This window comes from Prosthecobacter sp. (genome assembly GCF_029946185.1).
Taxonomy (GTDB): Bacteria; Verrucomicrobiota; Verrucomicrobiia; order Verrucomicrobiales; family Verrucomicrobiaceae; genus Prosthecobacter.
On sequence record NZ_JAQSEA010000127.1, the window covers coordinates 1 to 25629 of the forward strand.

The 25629-nt window shown below is 61.9% G+C and carries 1 protein-coding gene; it reads left to right on the forward strand.

Annotation, left to right across the window (positions count from 1 at the left end; all coding sequences use genetic code 11):
- Positions 1-49 precede the first annotated feature (49 nt).
- Entirely contained in the window at positions 50-25615 is a 25566-nt protein-coding gene (locus tag PSV43_RS10565; protein ID WP_300196566.1) for a putative Ig domain-containing protein, read from the forward strand.
- The last annotated feature ends 14 nt before the right edge of the window (positions 25616-25629 follow it).

Consider the following 25629-nt stretch of genomic DNA (forward strand, 5'->3'; position numbering starts at 1 on the left):
CGGCTGCGTCGGCACCCGCGCCTACACCCTCACCCCTTCCTGCGCGACGATCACCCTCAGCCCCACGACGCTCGCTCAAGGCACCGTGGGCACAGCCTACTCTCAGCCACTGGCCGCAAGCGGAGGCACTGCGCCTTACAGCTCATGGACGCTCATCAGCGGTACGCTTCCCACCGGTCTCACGCTCAGTTCGACCACCGGCGTCATCAGCGGCACACCCACGGCAACGGCCAGCCCGGCCGGCTCCATCATCGTGCGGGTCAATGATGCCAACAACTGCCAGGGCTCACAAACTCTGTCACTGCAAATCTGCCCAGTGGTCACACTCGCACCTGCGACTCTGGTCACACCCACGGTGGGTGTCGCCTATTCGCAGGCCATCTCCGCCAGCGGCGGGGCCTCTCCTTACGCCTTCACTCTGGCCAGCGGTTCGCTGCCTGCATGGGCCACCCTCAGCACTGCAGGGGTGATCACCGGTACGCCAACCAACACGGCCTCAGCAGCCTTCACCGTGCGCGCCACGGATGCCAACGGCTGTGCCAAAACCCTCGCCTGCACCCTCGCGCCGGTCTGCCCCACCATCAGCATCCTGCCTGTCGCACTGGCGCAGGCCGTGGTCGGTACGGTTTACTCGCAGACGCTCTCCGCTATCGGGGGCAGTGCCGCTTACACCTGGGCGCTGACCAGTGGCACGCTGCCGACGGGCCTGTCCCTCAGCAACGGTGGCGTCATCAGCGGCACGCCCACCGTGGTCAATGCCAGCGGCGCAAGCCTCACCCTGCGCGCCACGGACGCCAATGGCTGCCAGACTTCCAAGACTTTGACTCTGCAAGTCTGCCCCGCCATCAGCGTGACACCCACCACCGCTGCAGCAGCCACAGTCGGCACCTTTTACAGTCAGGCTCTCGCTTCCAGCGGCGGCACCTCTCCCTTCACCTACTCCATCAGCAACGGCACCCTGCCACCAGGACTGCTGCTCAGCAGCAGCGGAGTCATGAGCGGCACGCCCACCACCGCCAATGGTCTTGGCAGCAGCTTCACCGTGCGCAGCATGGATGCCAACGGCTGTCTGAAGGATCAGATCATCAGCCTCAAAATCTGCCCCGTCATCACCCTGTCTCCTCTCACCACCACATGGACAGTGGGCACAAGTTCCTCGCAAACGCTTTCTGCAACCGGCGGTACCTCACCGTATGTCCTGTCCTTCGTCAGCGGCACGCTGCCCACAGGAGTGACCTTCAACGCAACCACCGGCGTGCTCAGCGGCACGCCCACAAGCTCGGTCTCACGCACCTTCGCCATCCGCGCCACAGATGCCAACGGCTGCGTCGTTTCGCTTAGCTACACGATCACCCCGCAGTGCCCCGTCATCAGTGTCGGCCCCGGCACGCTGGCCGTGGGCATGGTCGGCTCCAGCTATTCGCAGACCTTCATCACCGCAGGCGGCAGTGCCCCCTACTCCTACGCGCTCACCGGCGGTTCGATGCCCGCAGGCCTGAACTTCAACACCTCCACCGGCGCGATCACCGGCACGCCAGCAGTCGCAGGCAGTTCCACCCTCACGGTGAAAGTCACCGACGCCACCGCCTGCCAGACAACGATCACGCGCAGCATCACCATCTCCTCCAACGTCGTTTCCAACTGCCCCACGCCGCTCAATCAAAGCGTCGGCGGTGCTTATCTGGTGACACGTCTCGGCCGTGACGTGCTCGGTGGCGAAAATTCCGGTCTCGGTTCCTGCCTTTACAACATGTCCCCGAACGGCCGCTGGATCACCGGCATCCGCACCGGACTGAAATCCCACGCTTTCCTCATGAACACGCTCACGAACGTCAGCGTGGACGTTCCATTGCTGAATCCGACACATCCTTATGCCATGGGTCGCGATGTGAACGACAGCGGCGATGCCGTCGGTTACGAGAAGTGGACCACCGGTGCCAAGGTCAATATCATTCCATGGTATGCCACCAACGGCAGCGTCGTGCGTCTCCTGACACCGTATGACTCGCGCGCCAGCATCAGCGCCATGCCATGCGCCCTGACCACCGACAGCGCCTACGCCTTCGGCACCGTAGACCCCGACGGCCCCGGCGGCCCCCTCTCAACCCAAGGCGGTTTTTGGAATCTCAGCACCCGTGCTTGGACCGCTATTTTCGGCGTTCGTGAGGTGATCGATGCCTCCGCCGACGGCACGATGCTGCTGGTGACGGACAGTGGCGGTGGTAGTAGAGTGCTCAGCGGCAGTCCTGTAGGGGGTTACGACACGGTGGTGGTCAGCTTCACCGGCGGTTCGTTGAACGCGGGCCGCGTAAGCCCAAGCGGACGCTACATCGGCTCCAGCCAGCGCCTTTCCGGCGTCCCGACACCCTTCGTGTATGACACCCAGACCAGCACCCGCACCAATCTGCCCCGCATCCTGCCCCAAGACAATCTCGGCGGCATCGTCGGTGCAGTCAGCGACACCGGCCGCGTGCTCGGTTCGATGTATAGCAGTGCATCCACTGGCAGTTTTGCGGTGATGTGGGACACGCCGACGGATTTGTACACGCGCATTTCGGACCTCCTTGCCTCTGACGGCCACGTGGTGCAGGACAGTGCATACTCCTTCTGGAACATCTACAACGGTGGTGACGGCATCTCCGCCGACGGCACGACGATGGGCGTCTATGGTGACAACCCCTCCGGCCAGGAAGATACCATGGTTTTCCAAAAAGTGGCGGTGGCAGACACCCGGCTTTGCCTGGGCAATGCAGTCTGGCAGGACACGAACCGCAACGGCATCAAAGACTTCGGTGAGCCGGGCGCGGTGGGCGCGGTGGTGCATCTGTTCCATCCAGGTGCGGACGGCGTGCGCGGCGGCAGTGGCGTGAATGCTGACTACGAGATTTCGACCCCGGTCACCATCTCCAGCAGCGGTGTGTATGTCTTCAGCGGCATTCCTTCCGGTTCCTACTATGTGCAGGTCATTCCCCCGGCGTCACTTCCGGTGACTTCAGGTGTGGTGGTGTCACTGGACAACGGCGTGGACAATGACAACAACGGCATGCAGCCCGGTGGTCCCGGTACGCCGATCTACAGCCCGATGATCACGCTGATCCCCGGCACGGAGTCGGTGAACGATGGCGACTCCAACACCAACACCGACTTCACCGTTGATTTTGCACTGAGTGACGGTGTGAGCATTGGCGACCTCGTGTTTGCTGACATCAACGGCGATGGCATCTATCAATCCGGCACTGAATCCGGTCAGGCGAACATCACGGTGCAGTTGCTGGACGGCACCACGAACAACGTGCTGCTGGCCACGACGACCGACGCCAGCGGCGCTTACTTCTTCGGCGGGCAGGCACCCGGAACTTACCGCGTCAACATTCCCACGCCGCCTGCGGCTTATTCGTCGGCGACACTCACGGTTTATGCGGACAATGGCGTGGACAATGACAGCAACGGTGCGCAAACCGGCGGTGCGGGAACGGCTTCGATCAGTCCGGTGATCACGCTGGCTGTCGGAACGGAGCCGGGGGCCACAGGGAGTTCAAGTTTTGAAAACACCATCGACTTTGGTTTCCGCTCCTGCCCGGTCATCTCAATGACACCGACGACACTGAGCAACGGCCTCGTCGGCAGTGAGTATTCACAAGCGATGAGCGCCAGCGGCAGCAGCGCGACGCCTTACACCTGGAGCAAGTCCTCTGGCACATGGCCGGAAGGCTTGAGCATCAGCAGCACGGGAAGCATCAGCGGTACGCCTACGGTGCCGACGAGCGGGGTGAACGGCACGACGGTGACCGTGCGTGCCATCGATGCGAACACCTGCTTCAGAGATCAGGCGCTGAAAATCAAGATCTGTCCGGTGATCACGGTGAACCCCGCCGCGCTTCCAGCTCCGCTGATCGGTGCGCCGTATGCCCAGACGATCACGACTTCCGGCACGACCGCCATGCCGGTGGTGTACAGTGCCACAGGATTGCCGAGCTGGTTGTATTTGAATGCGAGCACCGGCGTTTTGTCAGGGACGCCGACAAACTCCACCGCCGTCACCTTCACCGTCACCGCCACGGACGCCAATCTTTGCTCTGCATCCCGGAGCTACACGCTGCCACCCGTGTGTCCCGCAATCACCATCACTCCGGTGTCTCCCGCTGTGGCTAAAGTGGGCGTGCCTTACAGCCAGCCGCTGAGTGCTTCGCCTGCGTCCGGTCTGACCGGACAGTATTTCTCGGGCATGGACTTCGAGACGCTGTTGCTGACACGCCAGGAAACGTCCATCAATTATGACTGGGTCAATGACTCTCCTGATCCGCTGGTTCCGTTGGACCAGTTCTCGGTGCGGTGGAGCGGATTTGTCCGTCCGGCGACCTCGGGCACTTACACCTTCCAAAGCACGAGCGATGATGGTGTCCGTGTCTGGGTGAACAACACACTGGTCATTGACCGCTGGGTGGATCAGTCTGCCGCGACCAACACCGCCACGGTCACATTGACGGCAGGGGTCGTGGTGCCCATCCGGGTCGAGTATTATGAAAACGCCGGTCAAGCGGTGATGAAGTTGTTGTGGTCCGGTCCGAACCTGAGCCTGCAGCCGGTGTCGGGCTGGCTGGATTATGTCTGGGGAGTTTCGGGCGGCCTCCTGCCTGCGGGACTGTCGCTGAACGCGACCAATGGAGTCATCAGTGGCACGCCGACGGCGGCGAACGGCCTCGGGGCCAGTTTCACCATTACGGCCACCGATCCGAACGGCTGCGTTGGCTCGCGGGTGTGGTCGGCGTTGCAAGTCTGCCCCGCCATCACCCTGTCTCCTGCGGCATTGCCACCGGCGACGGTGGGCCAGTTGTATTCGCAGACGGTTGCGGCCACGGGCGGCACGGCACCTTATCAATACAGCGTGGTCGGCGGTGCTCTGCCTGCATGGTGCACGCTGAATGCCACGACCGGAAAGATCTCCGGGACGCCGAACAACAACAGCCCGGGCAATTTCACGATCAATGCCACGGATGCCAACGGCTGTGCGGCCACACAGATTTACACCGTGGACCCACGCTGCACCATTTTCACGGTGACGCCGAGCACGCTGCCGAGCGCCACGGCGGGCACCGCGTATTCGCAGACTTTGACGAGCAGCGGCGGCACGGGGCCTTACACCTACACTTTGAACAGCGGCACGCTGCCGGCAGGATTCACGCTCACGAGCGGCGGCGTCATCAGCGGTATGGCGGCGACGGGAGACGGCAGCAAAGCCAGCATCACGGTATGGATCACGGATTCGCAGGGATGCCTGGGTTCCGCGAGCTATCAGATGCAGGTGTGCCCGGTGATCACGCTCAGCCCGACCACGCTGCCTGCGCCATTCCTTGGTCTCAGCTATTCGCAGACGATCACCACCAGCGGCACGAGCGCGACGCCGCTGACTTGGAGCGGGACGGGCCTGCCCGCATGGCTGAGCATCAACAGCAGCACGGGAGTGCTCAGCGGCACGGCCACCGCGAACACGCCCGTCACATTCACCCTTACCGCCACCGATGCGAACGGCTGCGCGGGTTCCCGCAGTTATACCCTCACGCCCGTCTGTCCGGTGATCACGGTGGGCAGCACCACGCCGCCGAACGGCTACCTTAAAACCAGCTTTGCCCAAAGCATCACCGCGAGCGGCGGCACTGCACCGTATTCGTTTGTGCTGGTCAGCGGCAGCCTGCCACCGGGACTCAACCTGGCCAGCAATGGCAGCGTGAGCGGCACGCCGACGACACTGGGCACCTACACCGTCACTGTTCGTGCCACGGACGCTTATAGCTGCGTGAGCATCGCGACTGCGGTGACCTATAACATCAAAGGCATGGGGACCGGCAATCAGGTGTGGGTGGACATGAACGATGACGGCCTGCGCAGTTCGAATGAAAGTGGCGTGCCCAATCTTCCCGTACAGCTGTGGTCGCCAGGTATTAACGGTGTGGTGAACAACGGCAGCGGCGATGACGTGCTGCTGGCCTCCACGACCAGCGACTCCGATGGTCTGTATCTTTTCAACGGTCTGGCTCCGGGCGTCTATTACGTGCGCATCCCGACACCGCCGACGTATTACCCCAAGGTCAGCACGAGCCAGGTATCGCTGGACAACGGCGTGAACAATGACAACAACGGCATTCAGGCGGTGGCTGGAATCGCCGTGGTCACGCCGCTGATCAATCTGTATCCCGGGACGGAGCCCGGCGCTGGCGTCGATGGCGACGACACGGACATCGACAGCACCTTCGACATCGGCTTTGCCAATGCGAACCCATGTCAGATCACCAATCTCCTCGATAACCCGAGCTTTGAATTCCTCGGACTGCCAAACGCGACAGGCACCGCCACGACCGTGCTGGGCTATAACGGCACGGGCACCTCGTTTGGCAGCGGAATCAATGCCTACCAATGGCTCGGCGGCACGAATGGCACCAGCGGCATCGGCGAGCCGGTGCAGCGCGTGCAGGTCGCCGCAGGAAGCAGCGGCTCCAAGGTATCGTGGGTGGAGAGTGTGAAGAGCCGGCATGGCAAGCGCATGGTGCTGATGCAGGGAACGAACTCAGCCGTCAATCTGCTGCCTGCGGGTGGCGGCAACTGGAGCAGCGTGCTGCAGGCGGGCAAAGAATATGAACTGAGCGTGTGGGCTTCCAGCGCCTCGTCAGGTGCGGCTTCAATCTTGTGGAATCTCGGTGCGAGTGCGCAGATCTTCCAGATCATCACCGGAGCGACGCCGGGCCTGTATCAATACTACACTGTGCCGCAGGGTGAAATGAGCGCCACGGCTCCGGGAGTGAGCCAGTGCTGCGGATACAACGCTGGCACGGTTTCGTACTCGGCTTTTGGTGCTTCCGATTACAACAACTGGACGGAAGCCTCCGCCAACAGCACGCAGCCGCTGTGGCGTCAGTTTACCTACCACTTCCGCATCGCCAGTGGCGCCTCTACGGCACAGATCGACTCAGCAAGCCTGGCGCTCTCCGGCGGCAGCAGCACCAATGCGGTGGCTGCGGACTTGGTTTATCTCTGCCAAGTGAATACCACGGCCACGCTGACCTTGGGCAATCTGGTGTGGAACGATGCGAATAAAAACGGCGTGCGCGACACGGGTGCGAACAGCGAGCTTGGCATCAGCAGCGTCACGGTTGAACTCTTCCGCAGCGCCAATGACATTGCCGGAGATGAGGACGACCTGCTGATCGCCAGCACGACGACCAACTCGGCGGGCGCTTACAATTTCACCGGACTGGCCGACGGCAAGTATGTGGTGCGCGTCACGCCGCCGGTGAATATTCCCGCGACCGGCGGCAACGTCGTCACGCTGGACAACGGTGTGAACAATGACAACAACGGCAGCCAGCCGGGCGGTCCGGGAACCTACATCTACAGTCCGGTCATCACGCTGGCCAGCGGCACGGAGCCGGTGAATGATGGTGACACCAATCCCGACACCGAACTGAGCATCGACTTCGGTTTGTTCTCCGGCATCCAGCTTGGAAATCAGCTCTTCATCGACGCGAACAATGACGGAGTCTTTAGCAGCGGCACTGAAACCGGTGTGGGCTCGGGAGTGACGGTGGAACTGCTTGATGGCACGGTGAACACGGTCATCGCCAGCACGACGACGAACAACTCGGGTGTGTATGGCTTTACGGTTTATCAGCCTGCAAACTACCGCGTTCGCATTCCCACGCCGCCGTCGGAGTATCCGCTGGCCTCGGGCGTGGTGAACACTTCGGATGACGGTCGTGACAATGACAGCAACGGCATCCAGACCGGCGGCATCAGCACGGCGGTGATCAGTCCGGTGATCACGCTGACAGCGGGCGGTGAGCCGGGGAGTTCCGGCAATTCGAACAGCGAAAACACCATCGATTTCGGTTTCCGCGGCTGTCCGACTCTGACCATCAGCCCCGGCACGGTGGCGGTGGCCACGCAGTATGTGGCCTACAATCCGCTCACGCTGACCTCCAGTGGTGGCTCGGGCGGCTATGTGTATGCCGTCGCCAGTGGTGCGCTGCCCAGTGGCATGACGTTGACCAGCGCAGGTGTCATCAGCGGCACTCCGGGAGCCTCCGCCGCGCCCGGCGGCTACGTCTTCAATGTTCGCAGCACGGACAGCCAGGGCTGCTCGGGCACGCAGAGCTATACGCTGATGCTGAGCAACGCGATCGTGACCGTCACTCCTGCCACGCTGCCTGCCGCGACGCAGTATGCGGCCTACACGCAAAATCTGTCAGCCTCAGGCGGCACCGCACCCTACACCTGGAGCTACGGACCTTCCGCATTGAGCGGAGCTGCCGCGTGGTGGCCGGGTGAAAACGGCGGGACGGAAGTGGTCGCTGGCAACAACGGCGCACTCATGAATGGCGTGGCCTTCACCACGGGTCTTGTGGGCAGGGCCTTCAGCTTTGACGGAGTGAATGATTACCTGCAAGTGGCGGATCAGTCGGTGATGCGTCCGGCGCAGATCAGTCTGGAAGCCTGGGTGCGTCCGGCCAGCGCCACGCCTGCTTCGGATCAGATCCTCATCGAGAAGACATCGAGCGCGACCGCTCCGGCCAATGGTTATGGTTTGATCCAGCGCAGCGGCGGCAGCACTGTGCGCTTCTGGATCAATGGCACGAACTCGGTGGCAGGTTCGTCTGAATTTGTCGATGCGCCGGTGACGGTGGGAAACTGGAACCATGTGGTGGCCACGTATGACCTCACGACTCTGCGCCTCTACGTCAACGGCGTGCAGATCGCCTCGAAAGCCTTCACGACGGCGATCAACCACTCGACGCAGCCGCTGGTGATGGGTGGTAGCGCCACGACGAGCACGAGCTGGAATGGTGCGCTGGATGAAGCCGTGATCTACAACCGCGCGCTGACTTCCAACGAGGCGCTGGCACGTTATACCATCACCCACAGCGGCAACAACGGCATGCCCGCTGGGCTGACTCTCGATGCCACGACTGGCGTGCTGAGCGGTACTCCTACGGCGGTGCCGACGAGCTACCCGTTCACGGTGCGCGCCACGGACTCCTACAGCAGCATCGGTCTGCGCAGCTACTCGCTGACAGTGGGCTGCCCGACCCTCAGCATCTCGCCGAGCACCTTCACGGATGCTACGCAGTATGCGTCGTACACGGCGGTGACGATGACTGCGACGGGCGGCACGGCGCCGTATCAGTGGGACATCACCAGCGGTGCGCTGCCGACCGGCATGAGTCTGAGCAGCGCGGGCGTCATCAGCGGCACACCGGGCTCCGCACCGGCCACGTATTCCTTCACGGTGCGTGCGCGTGATGCCAATAACTGCGTGAGCACGAAGGCGCTGACGGTAAAAGTCATCTGCCCGACTATTTCACTCACCCCGGCCACGCTGCCCAATGCGCAGCAGTATGCCGCCTATACCGCTGTGCTGCTGGATGGTACAGGCGGAAGCTCCCCCTACACTTTCTCCATTCAGAGCGGCGCACTGCCAACGGGCATGAGCCTGTCAAACTCTGGATTGGTTAGCGGCACGCCGACGGCGACGCCAGGAGATTACACGGTGGTGATTCGCGGCACGGACAGCTCAAGCTGCTCGGGCACGCGCAGCTACACGGTGCGTGTGAACTGCCCGGCCATCGCGATCAGTCCGACCACTCTGCCGAACGGTCGGCAGTATCAGGCTTACAGCCAGGCCCTGACTTCGAGCAACGGGAACCCGGCCTACACCTGGTCTTTGGTCAGCGGTGCGCTGCCCACGGGGCTGACACTCAGCACGGCGGGTGTCATCAGCGGCACGCCGACCGCAGTGCCGGGAACGTACAGCTTCCGGGTGCAAGCGACGGATTCGTTTGGCTGCGCTGGTACGCGTGACTATTCCATTCTCTTTGACTGTCCGCTGATCAGCATCACACCGACGACGCTGCCGCAGGCCACGACGACGGTTGCCTACAGCCAGCAACTCACGGCGGCAGGCGGCTCTGGGCCCTACACTTGGACGCTGGCCTCCGGCACGCTGCCTGCGGGCATCACCTTCTCCTCTGCAGGCCTGATCAGCGGCACGACGACGGCGGTGGGCTCGTTCAACTTCACGGTGCAGGCGAGTGACTTGAACACTTGTGTGGCACAGCAGGCGCTGGCGTTGGGGGTGAACTGCGCGGCGATCACCATCACTCCATCCTCCTTGTCCTCCGCGACGGTGGGCACGGCCTACTCGCAGCAGTTTACCACCAGCGGTGGTGTGGGGACGAAGACATGGACGGTCAAAACCGGCACGCTGCCCGTCGGCATGACGCTGAGCTCCGCAGGTCTGCTGAGCGGTACGCCCACGGACACCGCGGGCACCTTTAACTTCACCCTCCAGGCGATGGATCAGAACAACTGTCCCGGCACGGCCGCATACGCGCTGACGTTGCAGTGCCCTACGGTCACGATCACGCCGACGACGGTGCCGAATGCCACAGTCGCCAACAGCTATTCCACGACGCTGACAGCTACCGGCGCGACGGCTCCTTATACCTGGAGTCTGCAATCGGGCAGCAGCCTGCCGTCCGGCCTGGCGCTGAGCACCGCTGGAGTCATTAGCGGCACGCCGACAGCACCCGGAAGCTACAGTTTTGCTGTGACTGCACGCGGTTCGTATGCCTGCTCCGGCACGGCGACGATCACCCTGACGGTGGTGTGCCCAACGTTGAGCCTCAGCCCGACCAGCCTAGGCTCGGGTTATCGTGGTGTGTCTTACAGCCAGACGGTGACCGCCACCGGCGGCATCAGCCCATACACTTACTCAGTGACGGCAGGCAGCCTGCCACCGGGTGTGACGCTGAACACGAGCAGCGGCGTCATCAGCGGCACGCCGACGGCAGCGGGCAGCTTTAGCTTCACGGTGCGCGGTCTGGACAGCGCGACCTGCTCTGGCACGCGTGATTACATCGCCGTCATCAACGGTCTCTCTCTCGGCAATCTGGTGTGGCAGGACACGGATCAAAATGGCACGCGTGATTTGGGAGAGCAGGGCATCGGCAGCGTCTCGGTGCAGCTTTTCTCCACGACGGACGCGGTGATCGGCAACGGGGATGATGTGTCTCAGGGCACGACGACCACGGACGGTGCCGGGGCGTATGCGTTTACCGGACTGGCCCCTGGAAAATACTTTGTGAAAATAGCCACGCCGCCGACGGCGTATCCGCTTTCTTCCGGCCCGCAGGTCGCGCTGGACAATGGCGTGGACAATGACAATAACGGTGTGCAGGCAGGCGGCGTGGGAACGGCCATCACCAGCCCGATATTCACGCTCGCAGTGGGCCGCGAACCCGGTGATGTGGTGGGCGGCAGCGATGCGGACAACACGCTGGACTTTGCGCTGCGTGCGGTGCCGGCTTCGATCGCGAACCTGCTCGAATACAATCTGAACACGGCCAGCGGCGGCCTGCCTGCACCACCGAGCTACAAAAACTCCGCCGTGGTGAATGCGGCGAAGATTCAGATCGAGGACGACATGAACGGCCTCAAGGACATCAGCGAGCCGACGAACAACGGACCGATCCGCAGTGGCGCACTCTCACGCCGCATGCGCGACTGGGATTCTGCGTATGACACGGGCTATAATGCCGTGCCGAGCACACTGGTGCAGCGTCCTGACAGCCTGTGGATCCGCTTTGACATGGACCCGACGGCGACGGGCAACATCGGCAACCTGTTGTTTGATGTGTACCGTGTGGGCTCGACAGCACCGGTGCAGGGGAAGGTCTTACTCTCATGGATGGATGGCGCGACGATGCGCACGGTGACGACGGACGTCTTCCAGCTTTCCGCCACCGGCTCGTGGTACTCGATGAACCTCGCATGGACCAGCGCCATCGGCGGTGCCTCAGTGCTGCCGACGGGGGCAGAACTCGCAGGCAAGTCCTTCATGATCGAAGTCTATCTCTGGGGCGGTGATGGCTCCGGGTACATCGACATCGACAATATCCTGCTGCAGGGCGACGCGACCACCAATCCGCAGTCGCTGGCGATTGGAGATTTCGTCTGGGCGGACACGAACGGCAACGGCATCAAGAACCCACGTGAGCCCGGATTGCAAAACGTCACGGTGCAACTGGTGAGCCCCGGCGCGGACTCGCTGGCGAACACGGGGGATGATCAGATCCTCTCCACCACGACCACGGATGCCAACGGCTACTACCTCTTCAGCGGGCTGACGGCGGGCAATTACTTTGTGCGTCTGCCAACGCCTGATCCGATGTGGCCGACGGCGTCTCCGGGTGTGAACCTGGACAACGGGGTGGACAATGACAGCAATGGCATTCAGTCCGGTGGTGCGGGCACGGCGGTGTCCAGTCCAGTGATCAATCTGACGCTGGGCAAGGAGCCTGGTAATCTGGCGAGCGGCGGTGGCAACCAGGACATGACGGTGGATTTCGGCTTCAGCGCCGCAATGACCCTGGGCAACTTCGTCTTCTCCGATACGAACAACAACGGCCTCGTTGATGTGGGTGAGACGGGCGTCGCAGGCGCGCAGATGGAACTGTACAGCTCCACCGACTCCACGGTGAACAATGGTGACGATGTGAAGGTGGGCACGACCTTCACCACGGGCAGCGACGGTCTTTACAGCTTCAGCGGACTCGGCACGGGCAGGTATTACGTCAAGCTGACGCCGCCGATCACGCACCCAAGGCGCAGCAGCACCAGCAGCAATGCGGACAACGGCATCGACAACGACAGCAACGGCGTCACACAGTCTGCGACGGGAGCGGCGATCTATTCGCCGATGATCACACTCTCTGCACTGACGGAGCCGGGCAGCCTGCTGGCACCGTTTGGCAGCAACATCGACAACACGATCGACTTTGGCCTGCGGCCCACCTTCTGCAGCATCGGCAATCTGGTCTACAAGGATGCTAACAACAACGGCGTCTACGATACAGGAGAAGGCGTCGGCGGCGTGCGCGTGGAACTGCTGAACAGCGCGGGTTCGTTTGTGACCAGCACGACGACCAGCACCACCACCGCCAAGCGTGGGCAGTACATGTTTAGCAATGTGGTGCCTGGCTTCTATTATGTGCGCGTGCCGGCGTCTGAATTTGCGATTGGCAAGGCATTGGTGAACACGGTCTCCATCTTCCCCTCCAGCTCTTCGGACAACGATGTGGATGACAACATCGTGGGCAATGACGACGGCATCGACAACGCGCAGCCTGCGGTCAACGGCATCAGCAGCGCGCTGATCTCCCTGAGTGACAGCGGCGAGCCGATCAACACGAACGGAGAAAGCGGCGCGTTCAACACCATCGATGATACCGATGACAACAATGGCAACATGACCATTGATTTCGGCTTCAAGTCCAGCGGCCCGAGCGCCACGGGCTGCTATCACTTCCTGGCCATGGACTCGAACGCCGACGGCGTGCTGACCGGAGCCACGGAATGGACGCCGGCACAGGCGTACGATTTCAACTACACGCAGGGCGGTGTGGCTACGATGAACAAAGCGGATGTAATCTATGATGCCGCGCTGAGCCGTCTGAATCTGGACATGACGTTCAACCAGATCGGTGGCTCCAAGGTGGATGCGCTGTGGTTCCTCGTCAGCACGGGGGCGAACCCTGCGACTGCGGATCATGCCATCGTGTATGTGGACGGCATCACACGCAGCAGTCCCAGCGTGACCATTTACAAGTATGATGCAACGCTCGGCTATCAGAGCTGGCAGACAGCGGCGAACCTGATGGTGAGCACGGTCTCGGGCAACAGCACGGCGGGCGACGTTTTGCTGAACAAGGTCACGGAAGCCGGCAGCAGCGTGCGCTTCCAATGCGTGATCGATGTGAGCCGCGTGAACAACGCGACAAACTGGAGCGCGATGGGCGTCAATTCCGCGACGTGGGAAGGCATCCAGACCGGCGGCAGCACGGGCGTGGTGCTGCACATGGTGGATCTGAACAGCGCACCTACCTATGACGGCAACGGGGCACTGACTGCATTCAGCTACACCACGGAAGGCTCCTTTGAGACGGATGCTTCCGGTGTGTTCACGATTGCCACTGAGCCGTGCTCGGTGTCGCCATGGGTGAACATCGGCAATCTGGTGTGGAATGATGTCAACAGCAACGGCCTGCGCGACAGCGGCGAGCTGGGGATCAGCGGCGCGACGGTACAGCTCTTCAGCCCGGGTGCGGACAATGCCATCGGCGGCAGCGGGGTGAATGCGGATACGCAGGTGGGAGCCAGCGTGCTGACCAGCAGTGCAGGGGCGTATGCCTTCACCAATCTGGTGCCGGGCAAATACTACGTGCGTGTGACTCCGACGGTGAGCGTGCCCGGTATGAGCAGCGTGGCGGTGACGCTGGACAATGACGTGGACAATGACAACAACGGCAGCCAGCCGGGCGGTGCGGGCACGTTTGTGTACAGTCCGGTGATCGATCTTCAAGTGGGCACAGAACCTCTGACCATCGTGGATGGTGACGGCGCCAATGGCAACAATACCATCGACTTCGGTCTCTTCACCGGCATCACCGTGGGCGACTTGGTGTGGAATGACGCGAACAATAACGGGCTCAAGGATACAGCGGAAACCGGTGTGGGCGGCGTGCAGATGGATCTCATGAATCCCGGCGCAGACAATGCCGTGGGCGGCACCGCGCTCAATGCGGACACGGTGCTGCAGACGACGTCCACGCTGAGCACTGGCTCCTACAGCTTCAAAGTGTACACGGGTGGCAATTACTACATCCGCCTGACCCCGCCGGCCGCCTACTCGCTGGCGAGCGGCACGGTCGTCACTGCTGACAACGGCGTGAACAATGACAGCAACGGCTCGCAGCCGGGTGGTGCGGGTTCGGTGGTCAACAGCATGGTGGTTGCTCTGACTCCAGGTGGTGAGCCCGGCAGCACCGGCGTGACGAATACGGAAAATACCATCGACTTCGCCCTGCGCTCCTGCCCGGTGATCACGATCACGCCTGCGACTTTGACGAATGCGCAGAAGGGATCGGCTTACTCCGCCACGTTCAGTGCCGCCGGTGGGAACTCGCCGTATGCTTGGAGTCTTGCCAGCGGGAGCACGCTGCCGAGCGGGCTGACGCTTTCGGGCGCAGGTGTGCTCAGCGGTAGTCCCACGGCGGCGACGGGATCCTACAGCTTCACGGTGAAAGTGGTGGATGCCTCCAACTGCTCCGCCACGCAGGCGATGACGCTGGGGGTGGTCTGCCCGACGCTGACGCTCTCGCCGACGACGCTGGCCTCGGTGGTGCAAGGGGCTGTCTTCAGCCAGCAATTCTCCACGACGGGCGGCACTGCGGCCTACACCTACACGCGGCCGTCGGGCACGCTGCCCACCGGCGCGACACTTTCCACCAGCGGACTGCTTTCCGGCACCATCACAGGTGCGCCGGGGAGCTACAGCTTTGTGCTTCGCTCGACGGATGCCAATGGCTGTGCGCTTGATATTTCCTTCACCTGGGTGGTTACCTGTCCGACGCTGACACTGTCGCTGACGACGGTGCCTGCGGCGACGCAGTATGCGGCCTATACGGCGCAGACGCTGACCGCGAGCAACGGCACCAGCCCCTACACCTGGAGTTTCACCGGCACGATGCCCACCGGGATGACGCTGAGCAGTGGCGGAGTGCTGAGCGGCACGCCGACCAGCGCGCCGGGCAGCTACAACATCACCGTCACCGCTACGGATGCGAACGGCTGCGCAAAGTCGGGAGTGTATTCGATCACGGTGAACTGCCCGTCCTTCACCATCACGGCACCGACGTTCCCTAATGCCTCGAAAAATGTGGCGTATCCGAACCAGCAGCTCAGCGCGTCCGGCGGCACCTCGCCGTATAACTGGACGATCGTCTCAGGGGCGCTGCCTGCGGGAATGTCGATGAGCACCGCTGGTCTGATCTCTGGGACTCCGACCGCCGTGCCTGGCACCTACGATTTCACGGTGAAGGCCACGGACGCTGTGACCTGCTCTGTCACCCAGGCGCTGCAGATCATCATCGCCTGTCCGACGCTGACCATCACCCCGGCGGCGCTGCCAGCGGGAGTGCAGTATGCGGCTTACAGCCAGACACTGACGGCGGCCAACGGCACGTCACCTTATGCTTGGAGTCTGGCCTCCGGCGTGCTGCCCACGGGCATGACGCTAGGCAGCAATGGCGTGCTGAGCGGCACACCCACGACGCTGGGCAGTAGCACCTTCGTGGTGCGTGCCACGGACGCGGACAACTGCTCCACCACGAAGTCCTACACCTTCACGGTGAACTATCCGCCGATCTTCATCACGCCGTCCACGCTGTCAGATGCCGTGCGTTTGGTGCCTTACTTCCAGCAGCTCACGGCGACCGGCGGCACTGCGCCATATACGTTCAGCAAGCTGACGGGCACATTGCCGACCGGCCTGTCGATCTCCACCGCAGGCGCCATTTCCGGCACCACCACGGCGGCTCCTGGCACCTACTCCTTCACGGTGCAGGCGCTGGATGTGAACGGTGCGCCGGGCACGCAGCCCTACACCATCACCATCCTCTGCCCGACGATGACCATTTCTCCTGCGACACTGACAAACGGCGTGGTGGGCACGGCTTACACAGCCTCATTGACGGTAACAGGCGGCAGTGCTCCCTACACCTGGAGTGTGGCCAGCGGCACGCTGCCGACCGGGCTTTCGATGAGTAACAGCGGTCTCATTTCCGGCACGCCAACGCAGGCGACGACGGCGTCCTTTACGGTGCAGGCGGTGGATTCGTTCAACTGCTCCGCCTCGCAGCTCTACACGCTGGCCGTCAACTGCCCGACGGTGAGCATCACACCCACCTCGCTGAGCAGCGCGTATTACGGTCTTGCCTACAGCCAGCAGCTCAGCTCCAGCGGCGGCACGGGCCCCTACACGTATGCGGTGATCGCAGGCTCTCCGCCAGCGGGCATCACGGTCTCCGCCAGCGGAGTGGTTGCGGGCTCGGCCCAGGTGTATGGCACGGCGAACTTCACTGTGCGCAGCACGGATGCAAACAACTGCTCCGCCACGCAATCCTACGCACTGCTGGTGAAGGGACTCAGCCTCGGTGACACCGTGTTTGAGGACAGCAATTTCAATGGTCTGCGCGACGTGGGAGAGCCGGGCCTCAGCGACATCACGGTGGAGCTCTGGGATGCGGGGGCGGACAACGCCATCGGCGGCAGCGGGCCAAACAGTGATCTCATGCTCAGCAGCACGACGACCAATGGCCAGGGACTGTACAGCTTCATCAATCTGCAGCCCGGCACCTACTTCATGCGGGTGCTGATGCCAACGGAGCTGAACATCATCGGCGGCATTCCGGTGAATCTGGACAATGGCGTGGACAATGACAACAACGCGGCCTCACAGCCCGAGGGTCCCGGTACGCCGGTGTTCTCCCCCATCGTCACTCTCACCACCGGTGGCGAACCGACGGTGGATGATGGTGACGCGGACACGGAAAATACCATCGACTTCGGCCTCTTCCGCGGGATGAACGTGGGTAACCTCGTCTGGCAGGACACGAATGACAACGGCATCCGTGACAGCGGTGAGCCGGGCATCGACGGAGTCACCGTGGAACTGTGGAATACAGGTGTGGACGGCAGCGTCGGCGGGACGGATGATGTGATGCTGAAAACGACCACGACGAGCGGTGGCGGGGCCTACCTCTTTGCTTCGGTGCCGCCGCTGAAAGTCTATGTGCGCATCCCGCGTGCGCCGGCCGCACAGCCCCTGTCCAGCAGTGCCACCCAATTTGCCGACAATGGAGTCGATAACGATGACAACGGTATCCAACTCAGCGGTGGCGCGGTGTACAGCCCCGTGATCACCCTCACCGCCGCAGATGAGCCGGGCACCGGCGGCGGCACGTATGAAGAACTCACGATCGACTTTGGCTTCCTTAATTTCACGCCGAGCATTTACGTTTCCGCCACTCAGGCGGACAGCATCCAGACCTTCAATGCGACCACAGGTCTGTATGCCGGCTCGCTGGTGTCTGCGTTTGGCAACAACCTCAGCCAGGGAAATGCGGACCACAACGACGTGCCATATGGCATGGAGCTGGGTCCGGACGGCAACTGGTATGTGGCCCACTACGGAGCCAGCAATCTGCGGAAGTACAGCCCCGCAGGTGAGGATCTCGGCCTGGTGCTCGACAACAGCGAGACCAGCATGAGCCTGGTGACGCAGTTCGCCATCGGCCCGGACGGCAATTTCTATGTCTATGATTCGGGTGGTGGCCGCGTGGTACGCTTCCAGAAAGCGCCGGACGGTGAGCTGGCCCAGCCGATCACCACCACGGCAGGCGGCTACACCTTCATCACGCAGATGAAGGTGGAAGACATGAACTTCGGCCCGGATGGCAATCTCTACCTCGTGTTGCAGACCGACGACATCCGTGAAGTGCGCCGATACAGCACGACGACGGGGGAGCTGCTCAACACCATCGTCACCGACACGCAGCTCATTGACATGGTGCCGGGTGGGCAGTCCATCGCGCTGATCTCGGGCATCGACATCGAAGGCAGCACGCTCTACGGCATCAACCGCTCTGATGGCGAAATCTTCAGCGTTGACCTTAGCACGCCGGCTGCACCGGGACTGCCGAAGCATATTGCCACGCTCTCGAGTGCCGGCAAAGGCGAGGTGGACACGCGTGACATCGAGTTCAATCCGTCCGACAACAAGCTGTACATCGCCGGTTATAGCTGGGGCAAGCCGGTTAACGCTACTTACAACACCTACAACACGGGTGCGCTCGTCAGTGTGGAAATCACCGGTGCGCCCAACGGTCTGGTCAAGGTGCATGAAGTGCCGATCCCGCGACCTCCGGGCCCGGGTTTTGAAATTTGGTCCGGCCCGCGTGATCTGGCCATCGGACGTCCGTTTGCGCCGCTGCCCGACTCCGTGGCCATCGGCTCAGTGGTCTGGAATGATGAAAATGCCGATGGCATTCAGGATGCGGCAGAGCTGGGAATCCCCAACGTGCGGGTGGACCTGTGGCAGGATCTGAACGGCGACTCGGCTGATGGCGCGGAGTACTTCGTCGGCTGGACCCTCACGGACAACAACGGATTCTACTACTTCTCCGGCCAGGTTCCGGGCGTGTATCAGGTGCAGATACCCGAGTTGAATTTTGTGACGGGGCTGCCTCTGGCGGGCAGCGGCTACAGCAGTCCGATTTCGTCCCTTCTGGATGACCAGATCGACGGTGATGACAATGGACGTCAGCCCGGTGGTCCGAAGACGGTGGTGAAAAGTCCGCTGATCACGCTGATGCCCGGTACGGAGCCGCTGGGCAACGGCTCCTCCGGTGCGGAATTTGGCACCGGCGGTGAACTGGACAACTACGCGGTGGACGCCAATGGTGACATGACGGTGGACTTCGGCTTTGTGGAGCCCGGCATCATGGGCATCGGCAATCTGGTGTTTGTGGATGACAACGGCAACAACCGCTTCGACGTGGGCGAGGGCCGGAATGATGTGTCCATTGAACTCTATCGCTTGGGTGACGTTCCTGGAGTGACGCTGCCGGTGGCTTCAGCCGCCACAGCAAACGGTGGTCTCTTCCTTTTCAGCAATCTGTGGCAGGGGCAGTACTTCCTCCATCTGCCGTCCTATCAGTTTGAATCGGGCGGCAATCTGCGGGGTCTTTACAGCCTGCCCGTCGTCACTGCGGGTGATGATAATACCGGCCAGGATGCGCTGCCGAGCGACAAGCCGTGGATCACGGGTGTGAGCACCGGGACCATCCATCTGGTGCGTGATCAGGCTCCGACTGACGCGACAGGGGAGACGGGCTTCGACTCCTCCACCGACCTCGCTGACATCAATATTGATCTCACGCAGGACATCGGTCTCTTCCGTCCGGTGGCACTGGGCAACATGGTGTTCACTGACAAAAACTCGAACGGCCACTATGACGCCTTCCCCGAAGAAGGCCTGGCCGGCGTCAGGGTGGAACTCTACACCGATACGCAGTTCCCGGAAGTGGACAATCCGCTTGCCTTCACCACGTCGGATCAGCTTGGCCGCTATGGCTTCAGCTTCCTGCGTCCGGGCAACTACGTCGTGCACATTCCGTCTTCGCAGTTCCAGGAGGACGGCCCGCTGTACCAGCGCATCAGCATTCTTGAAGGCATCGTGGGAGATGACGATGTGGGTGAAGATGGCGTCAATGCTGGTCTGCCAACGGACAATGGCGTGTCATCACTGGTGATCAGCCTCTATCCCGGCAATGCGCCGACGGATGAGAGCGGTGAGACCGGCTTTGAACACACCTCTGACAACCAGAACGACGCGGCGATCGACCTGACCATCGACTTCGGCTTCCAGACTCCGGTCGGTGTGGGGAATCTGGTGTGGGTGGATAACATCAACCGAAACGAAAAGGCTGACGTGGGCGAAGGTGTGGACGGTGTGACGGTGGAGCTCTACCGCAGCAATCAGACACCCGGCTTTGGGGTGCCTCTCTTCAGTCAGATCACCCAAAATGGCGGCCATTACTTCTTCGATGCGCTGCCTGCGGGGGACTACGTCGTGCACATTCCGTATACGGAGTTTGAGCCGGGGCGTCCGCTCAACGGCCTCAACTCCCTCACGGGTGTGAGCAGCGCCTCCGCTGCGCTGGATGATGATGTGCCAAACAGTGAAAACGGCATTGATAACACGGCGCCATTCCTCAACGGCATCAGCAGCGCGGTTTTCACGCTGGCGGTGGATGCGGAGCCGATGGATGTGGAGCCGGGGGGTGCCCCCGGTGAAAGCGGTGCATTCAAGGACATCGACTTCTTTGATGACAACAACTTCAACCTTACCATCGACTTCGGCTTTGAACCGAACAATCCGAACGGCGTCGGCGTGGGCAACCTGGTGTTCGTGGACCTCAACGGCAACGGCCTCTATGACACGGGCGAAGGCATCAACGGTGTCAAAGTACAGCTCTTTGATGCGGCTGCGGATGTGAATGCTGCCAATCCGACCGCCACCGTGGTCTCGAACAACGGCGGCAGCTACGTCTTCAATAATTTGGTGGAAGGCGACTACAAGATCTTGATTCCGGCTTCGGAATTCGCCTCCGGCAAACCGCTCTCCGGCTGGCGTTCACTGCCGGGCGACGGCGGTGACAACGGCGTGGATGATAATGTGGATGAAAACGGCATCGATGTGGCTGATCCGTCCGCGACCGGCATCATCTCCGCGCCATTCCACCTGTCACCGGGGGACGAGCCCACCGACTCTCTCGGTGAGTTTGGCAGCAACGCTGGCATGGATAATGTGAACGATGCCAACACGGACCTGACCATCGATTTCGGCTTCTTCCGCTCGGTGTCGGTTGGCAATCTGGTGTTCCTGGATGCGAACTACAACGGTCGTGCGGAAGCTGGTGAAGGCGTGGGCGGTGTGACACTGGAACTCTATAACGAAGGCGCGTTCATTCCGTTTGATGAACCGGTGGCGACCACCACCACGGACACGGACGGCAGCTATCTCTTCGCGGATCTCACACCGGGCCGCTACTTTGTGCGCGTGCCAGCAGGGCAGTTTGACTATTATGGGCCGCTGTTCGGCACTGCCAGCATCTTCGGTGCGCAGAACGGCGATGACAATGTAGGCGAAGACGGCATCGATGACGGCAACCCTTCCATCAAAGGCATCCATACTGCGGTGTTTGAGCTGACTCCGACCAACGCGCCGACGGGGAGTCAGGAAGGCGGCTATCTGGGCTCCAGTGATGACATCAACGATGCGTCCACAAATCTCACCATCGATCTCGGTTTCGTGAGAAGCGCGGGCGTCGGCAATGTGGTCTTCGATGATCTTAACAACGACGGCCTCTTAGATCCAGACCTCGAATACGGCATTGATGACGTCACGGTTGAGCTGTGGTCCAGTGATGTGAACGCGACGGTGGCGATGGGCAGCACGACGACCTACGGCGGTGGGTTGTACAGCTTCAGCGTGGCACCGGGCAGCTACCATGTGCGCATTCCTTCCAGCAATTTCCAGGACGGTGGTGCGCTGGCCAATCTTGTGCCGTCTAAACCGGTGACGGCTGGTGACGGAGTTCCGACCACGACGGCTGGAGATGATGACACGCAGCAAGATGGTTACACGACCGGCTCCGTGCTGGTGGATGGAGCACGCACAGCTGTCTTCACCCTCGTGCCGAACAATGCTCCGACTGCCGCGACGGCGGAAACCGGCTACTACTCCGAGACCGATGATTATGATTATGGTGATTTCGTCTTAAACGATGCGAACACCGATCTGACGATTGATCTTGGCTTTGCTCCGAAGCCGCTGAGCGTGGGCAACCTGATCTTCCGCGATGTGAATTCGAACGGGTTCTACGACAGTCAGGATTTCGGTGTGGCTGGGGCCAAGGTGCGCCTCTTCAAGGTGGGTGACAATCCAGCCAGCAGCACGCCGGTGATGGAAATGTACACCAGCATCGACGGCACCTTCCTGCTGAACACGTATGAGGAAGGCCAGTATTTCCTCCACATCCCGGCCAGTGAGTTTGCGAGCGGTGCCGCACTGTTTGGCACTTCATCCGTGCCGGGCTTTGGCAGTGACGACGGCAAGGATGACGACGTGGATGAAAACGGTCTGGATGCGGCCAATCCGGCGAGCACGGGCGTGAGCTCAACGGTCTTCTCTCTTGCCTACGGCACGGAGCCGCTGTCCACCACGAGTGAGTCTGGCTTCCTCACCTCACAGGACGTGTACAATGATGAGGATGTGGATCTCTCGATCGACATGGGCTTCACAGGCGGCACGCTGCCGAGCCTGATGAACATCGGCAATCTGGTCTTCAATGACGCCAACAACAACGGCGTGGCGGATGCGGGTGAAGGTGTGCCTGGGGTCTGGATGCTGCTGTATGCCGGTCGCGGCACGGCGGGCTCCACCAGCTACATCCGCAGCACCACGACGGATGCCAACGGCCGTTACTTCTTCACCAATCTCAACCCCGGTGTTTACACGGTGCATGTAGCGGCAGACAACTTCAAGGCCTCCATCAGCATCAATGGCGGTCCGGTGGGTCCAGGGCCATTGTACCGGAAGATGTCGCTGCGTGGCAACCAGACCACCACGGGGGATGACAACCTGGGTGAACACGGCATCGATTCACAGAGTCCTGAGCAGGTGGGCATCACGGCACCGGCGGTGACGCTGACAGCCAATGCAGCACCGACCGGTGCGATGGAAGGGGGCTTCGAAGGCACTTCGGATGATGCCAATGACGGCAACAGCGACCTCACCATCGACTTTGGTTTCGCCACCCGTCTGGGAGTGGGCAATCTGGTGTTCCGTGACGCGAACGCAGACGGCAAATTCCAGGCCGGCATCGACACCGCCCTCGCGGGTATCCAGGTGGAGCTCGTGTACAATAACGGCGCAGGCGGTGAGGACACAGTTGTGGTCACCACCACGACCGACGCGAACGGCGGCTATCTCATGTATGCGCCGCCGGCGGCTGCTCCACAAACGTACAAGGTGCGCATCCCCGCCGCGCAGTTCAGCAGCAGCGGCCCGCTAAACTTCCTGGTGCCGAGCACGCTGACGACCAATGGTAATGACGACAATCTGAACCAGAACGCACAGCCTGCCGCCAACCCTGAGACGACAGGAGTGGTCACCGCCGAATTCTCCCTGCTGGCTGGTACGCTGCCCACTGACACGGACGGCCGCGAAACCGGTTACGACAAGGCCAGTGACAATGCGGATGACGCCAACATCGATCTCACCATCGATCTGGGACTCAAGGCAAAGGCCATCATGGTGGGCAATCTGATCTTCCGTGATGCCAATGCGAACGGTACGTATGAGTCTGGCATCGATGTGCCGATGGCCAATGTCACCGTGCGGCTCTTCCAGCAGGCGCAGGGTGTGACGGACACGCCGGTGTCTGAAGCGGTGACTGCGGCGGACGGCACCTACCTGCTCTATGCCACCTCGCCTGCGGCCTACTACGTCCACATTCCTGCCAGCATGTTTGCCACGGGTGCACCACTCTATGGTATGACCTCGGTGCTGGGCATTGGCAACGTGCAGCTCACCACCAATGCGGACACAGGCAAGGATGACCGCTTTGACGAAAATGGCGGCGATGCCACGCAGCCTGATGTGACGGGAGTGTCCTCTGGCCTCATCAATCTGGCCTACGGCACTATGCCGCTGAACAGCAGCGTGACCGCGACCTCTGGTGAGAATGGCTTCCAGTCATTCATGGATGATGCTGCGGATGACTCGGGCATCATGACCGTCGACTTTGGCTTCCTGGCCGGCTCAGGTGCGCCGGATGGAGTGGAGCTGAAACGCAATCTGGCGACGAATCCCGGCACATACTCCGCCCCGGCCACCTTTACTGGATGGCAGTCGCAGAACAGCCTGAGCGGACTCAACAGTCCGAATGATGATCCGGATTCGGACGGCCAGACGAACCTGCTGGAGTACGCGCTGGGCACGGCGGGTGGCAGCGGCCTGGGTGTGTCGCGCTTCAAGCTGGTGAGCAACACCGTGACGGGGGCCATCGACGCGGTGCTGACACGGCCTGCGGGTTCGCATGCGGACCTGCGCTACTCCCTTGAAGGCAGCAACGATCTGTCCACATGGACCACGCAGGCTCTCACGCCTGCAACCACGATCAACGCGGATCAGACGGAAACGCTGCGCTACAGCCAGGTGGAGTCCGTCTTCAGCGGTGCGGCACGCGGCTTCCTGCGCATCAAAGTCACACTGGATGCGAATCTCGACGGAACGCCTGAAGCCACCGCCACCACCGGAGTGCAGGGCTGGGCGCGCATGCAGTTCGCCGTGGGGCGTGAGTCGCTGTCCATGCCGCTGCTGCTGCCTGCTGTTTATACGGGCCAGGTCACCTCGGTCAGTGAGCGCACGGTGGTTCTTAACACCAATGGCGGTGACATCCGCACGCAGTTGCAGAATGGCGTGAGCTACTATGTGGAAGTACTCAGCGGTGCGCTGAAAGGCCGCACCATGGATCTCGATGCCACGGGCTCTTCGAGCGGCAACATTGCTCTCACCACCAGCGCGGACAGCGCGTTGGCCGGTGCGCGCATCTGCATCCGTCCGCACTGGACGCTGGGAGCACTGCTGCCGGTGACCGGCCTGCAGCCTGCCACGGCGGCGGAGACGGCGGACCGCATCATGTTCTTTGACAGCGCGAGCGGCCAGTTCCAGATCGACTGGCTGCAGACCACCGCCAACGGCACCGCGCAGTGGGTGCGTGATGGCGACACCGCACTCGTGAATGATGCTGCCCGCATCATCCCGCCGCAGACAGGTATGCTGGTGCAGATCCGCAGCACGGAGGCCACACTGACCTTCGTGGGTGAAGTCCGCAGCGCCGCACTCGCGCTGCCGCAGAACGCAGGCACCGCGCTGACCGGCACCGGCCTGGCCACCGCGCAGGCTCCCGGTGCGCAGCCTTTTGCCATCGGCTCCCGCCTGCGCCTCTGGAGCGGCGACACTGATCCTGCGACCGCCGTATATCAAAACTACCTCCTCAATCCGCAGTCCCAATGGTTGGATGAAACCACTGGGCTGGAGGTGACGAACCTGCCGCTGCTGGATGGATTCCGTGCCTTCTTTTTGGTGAAGCCGTAGCCGGGGGAGTTTAA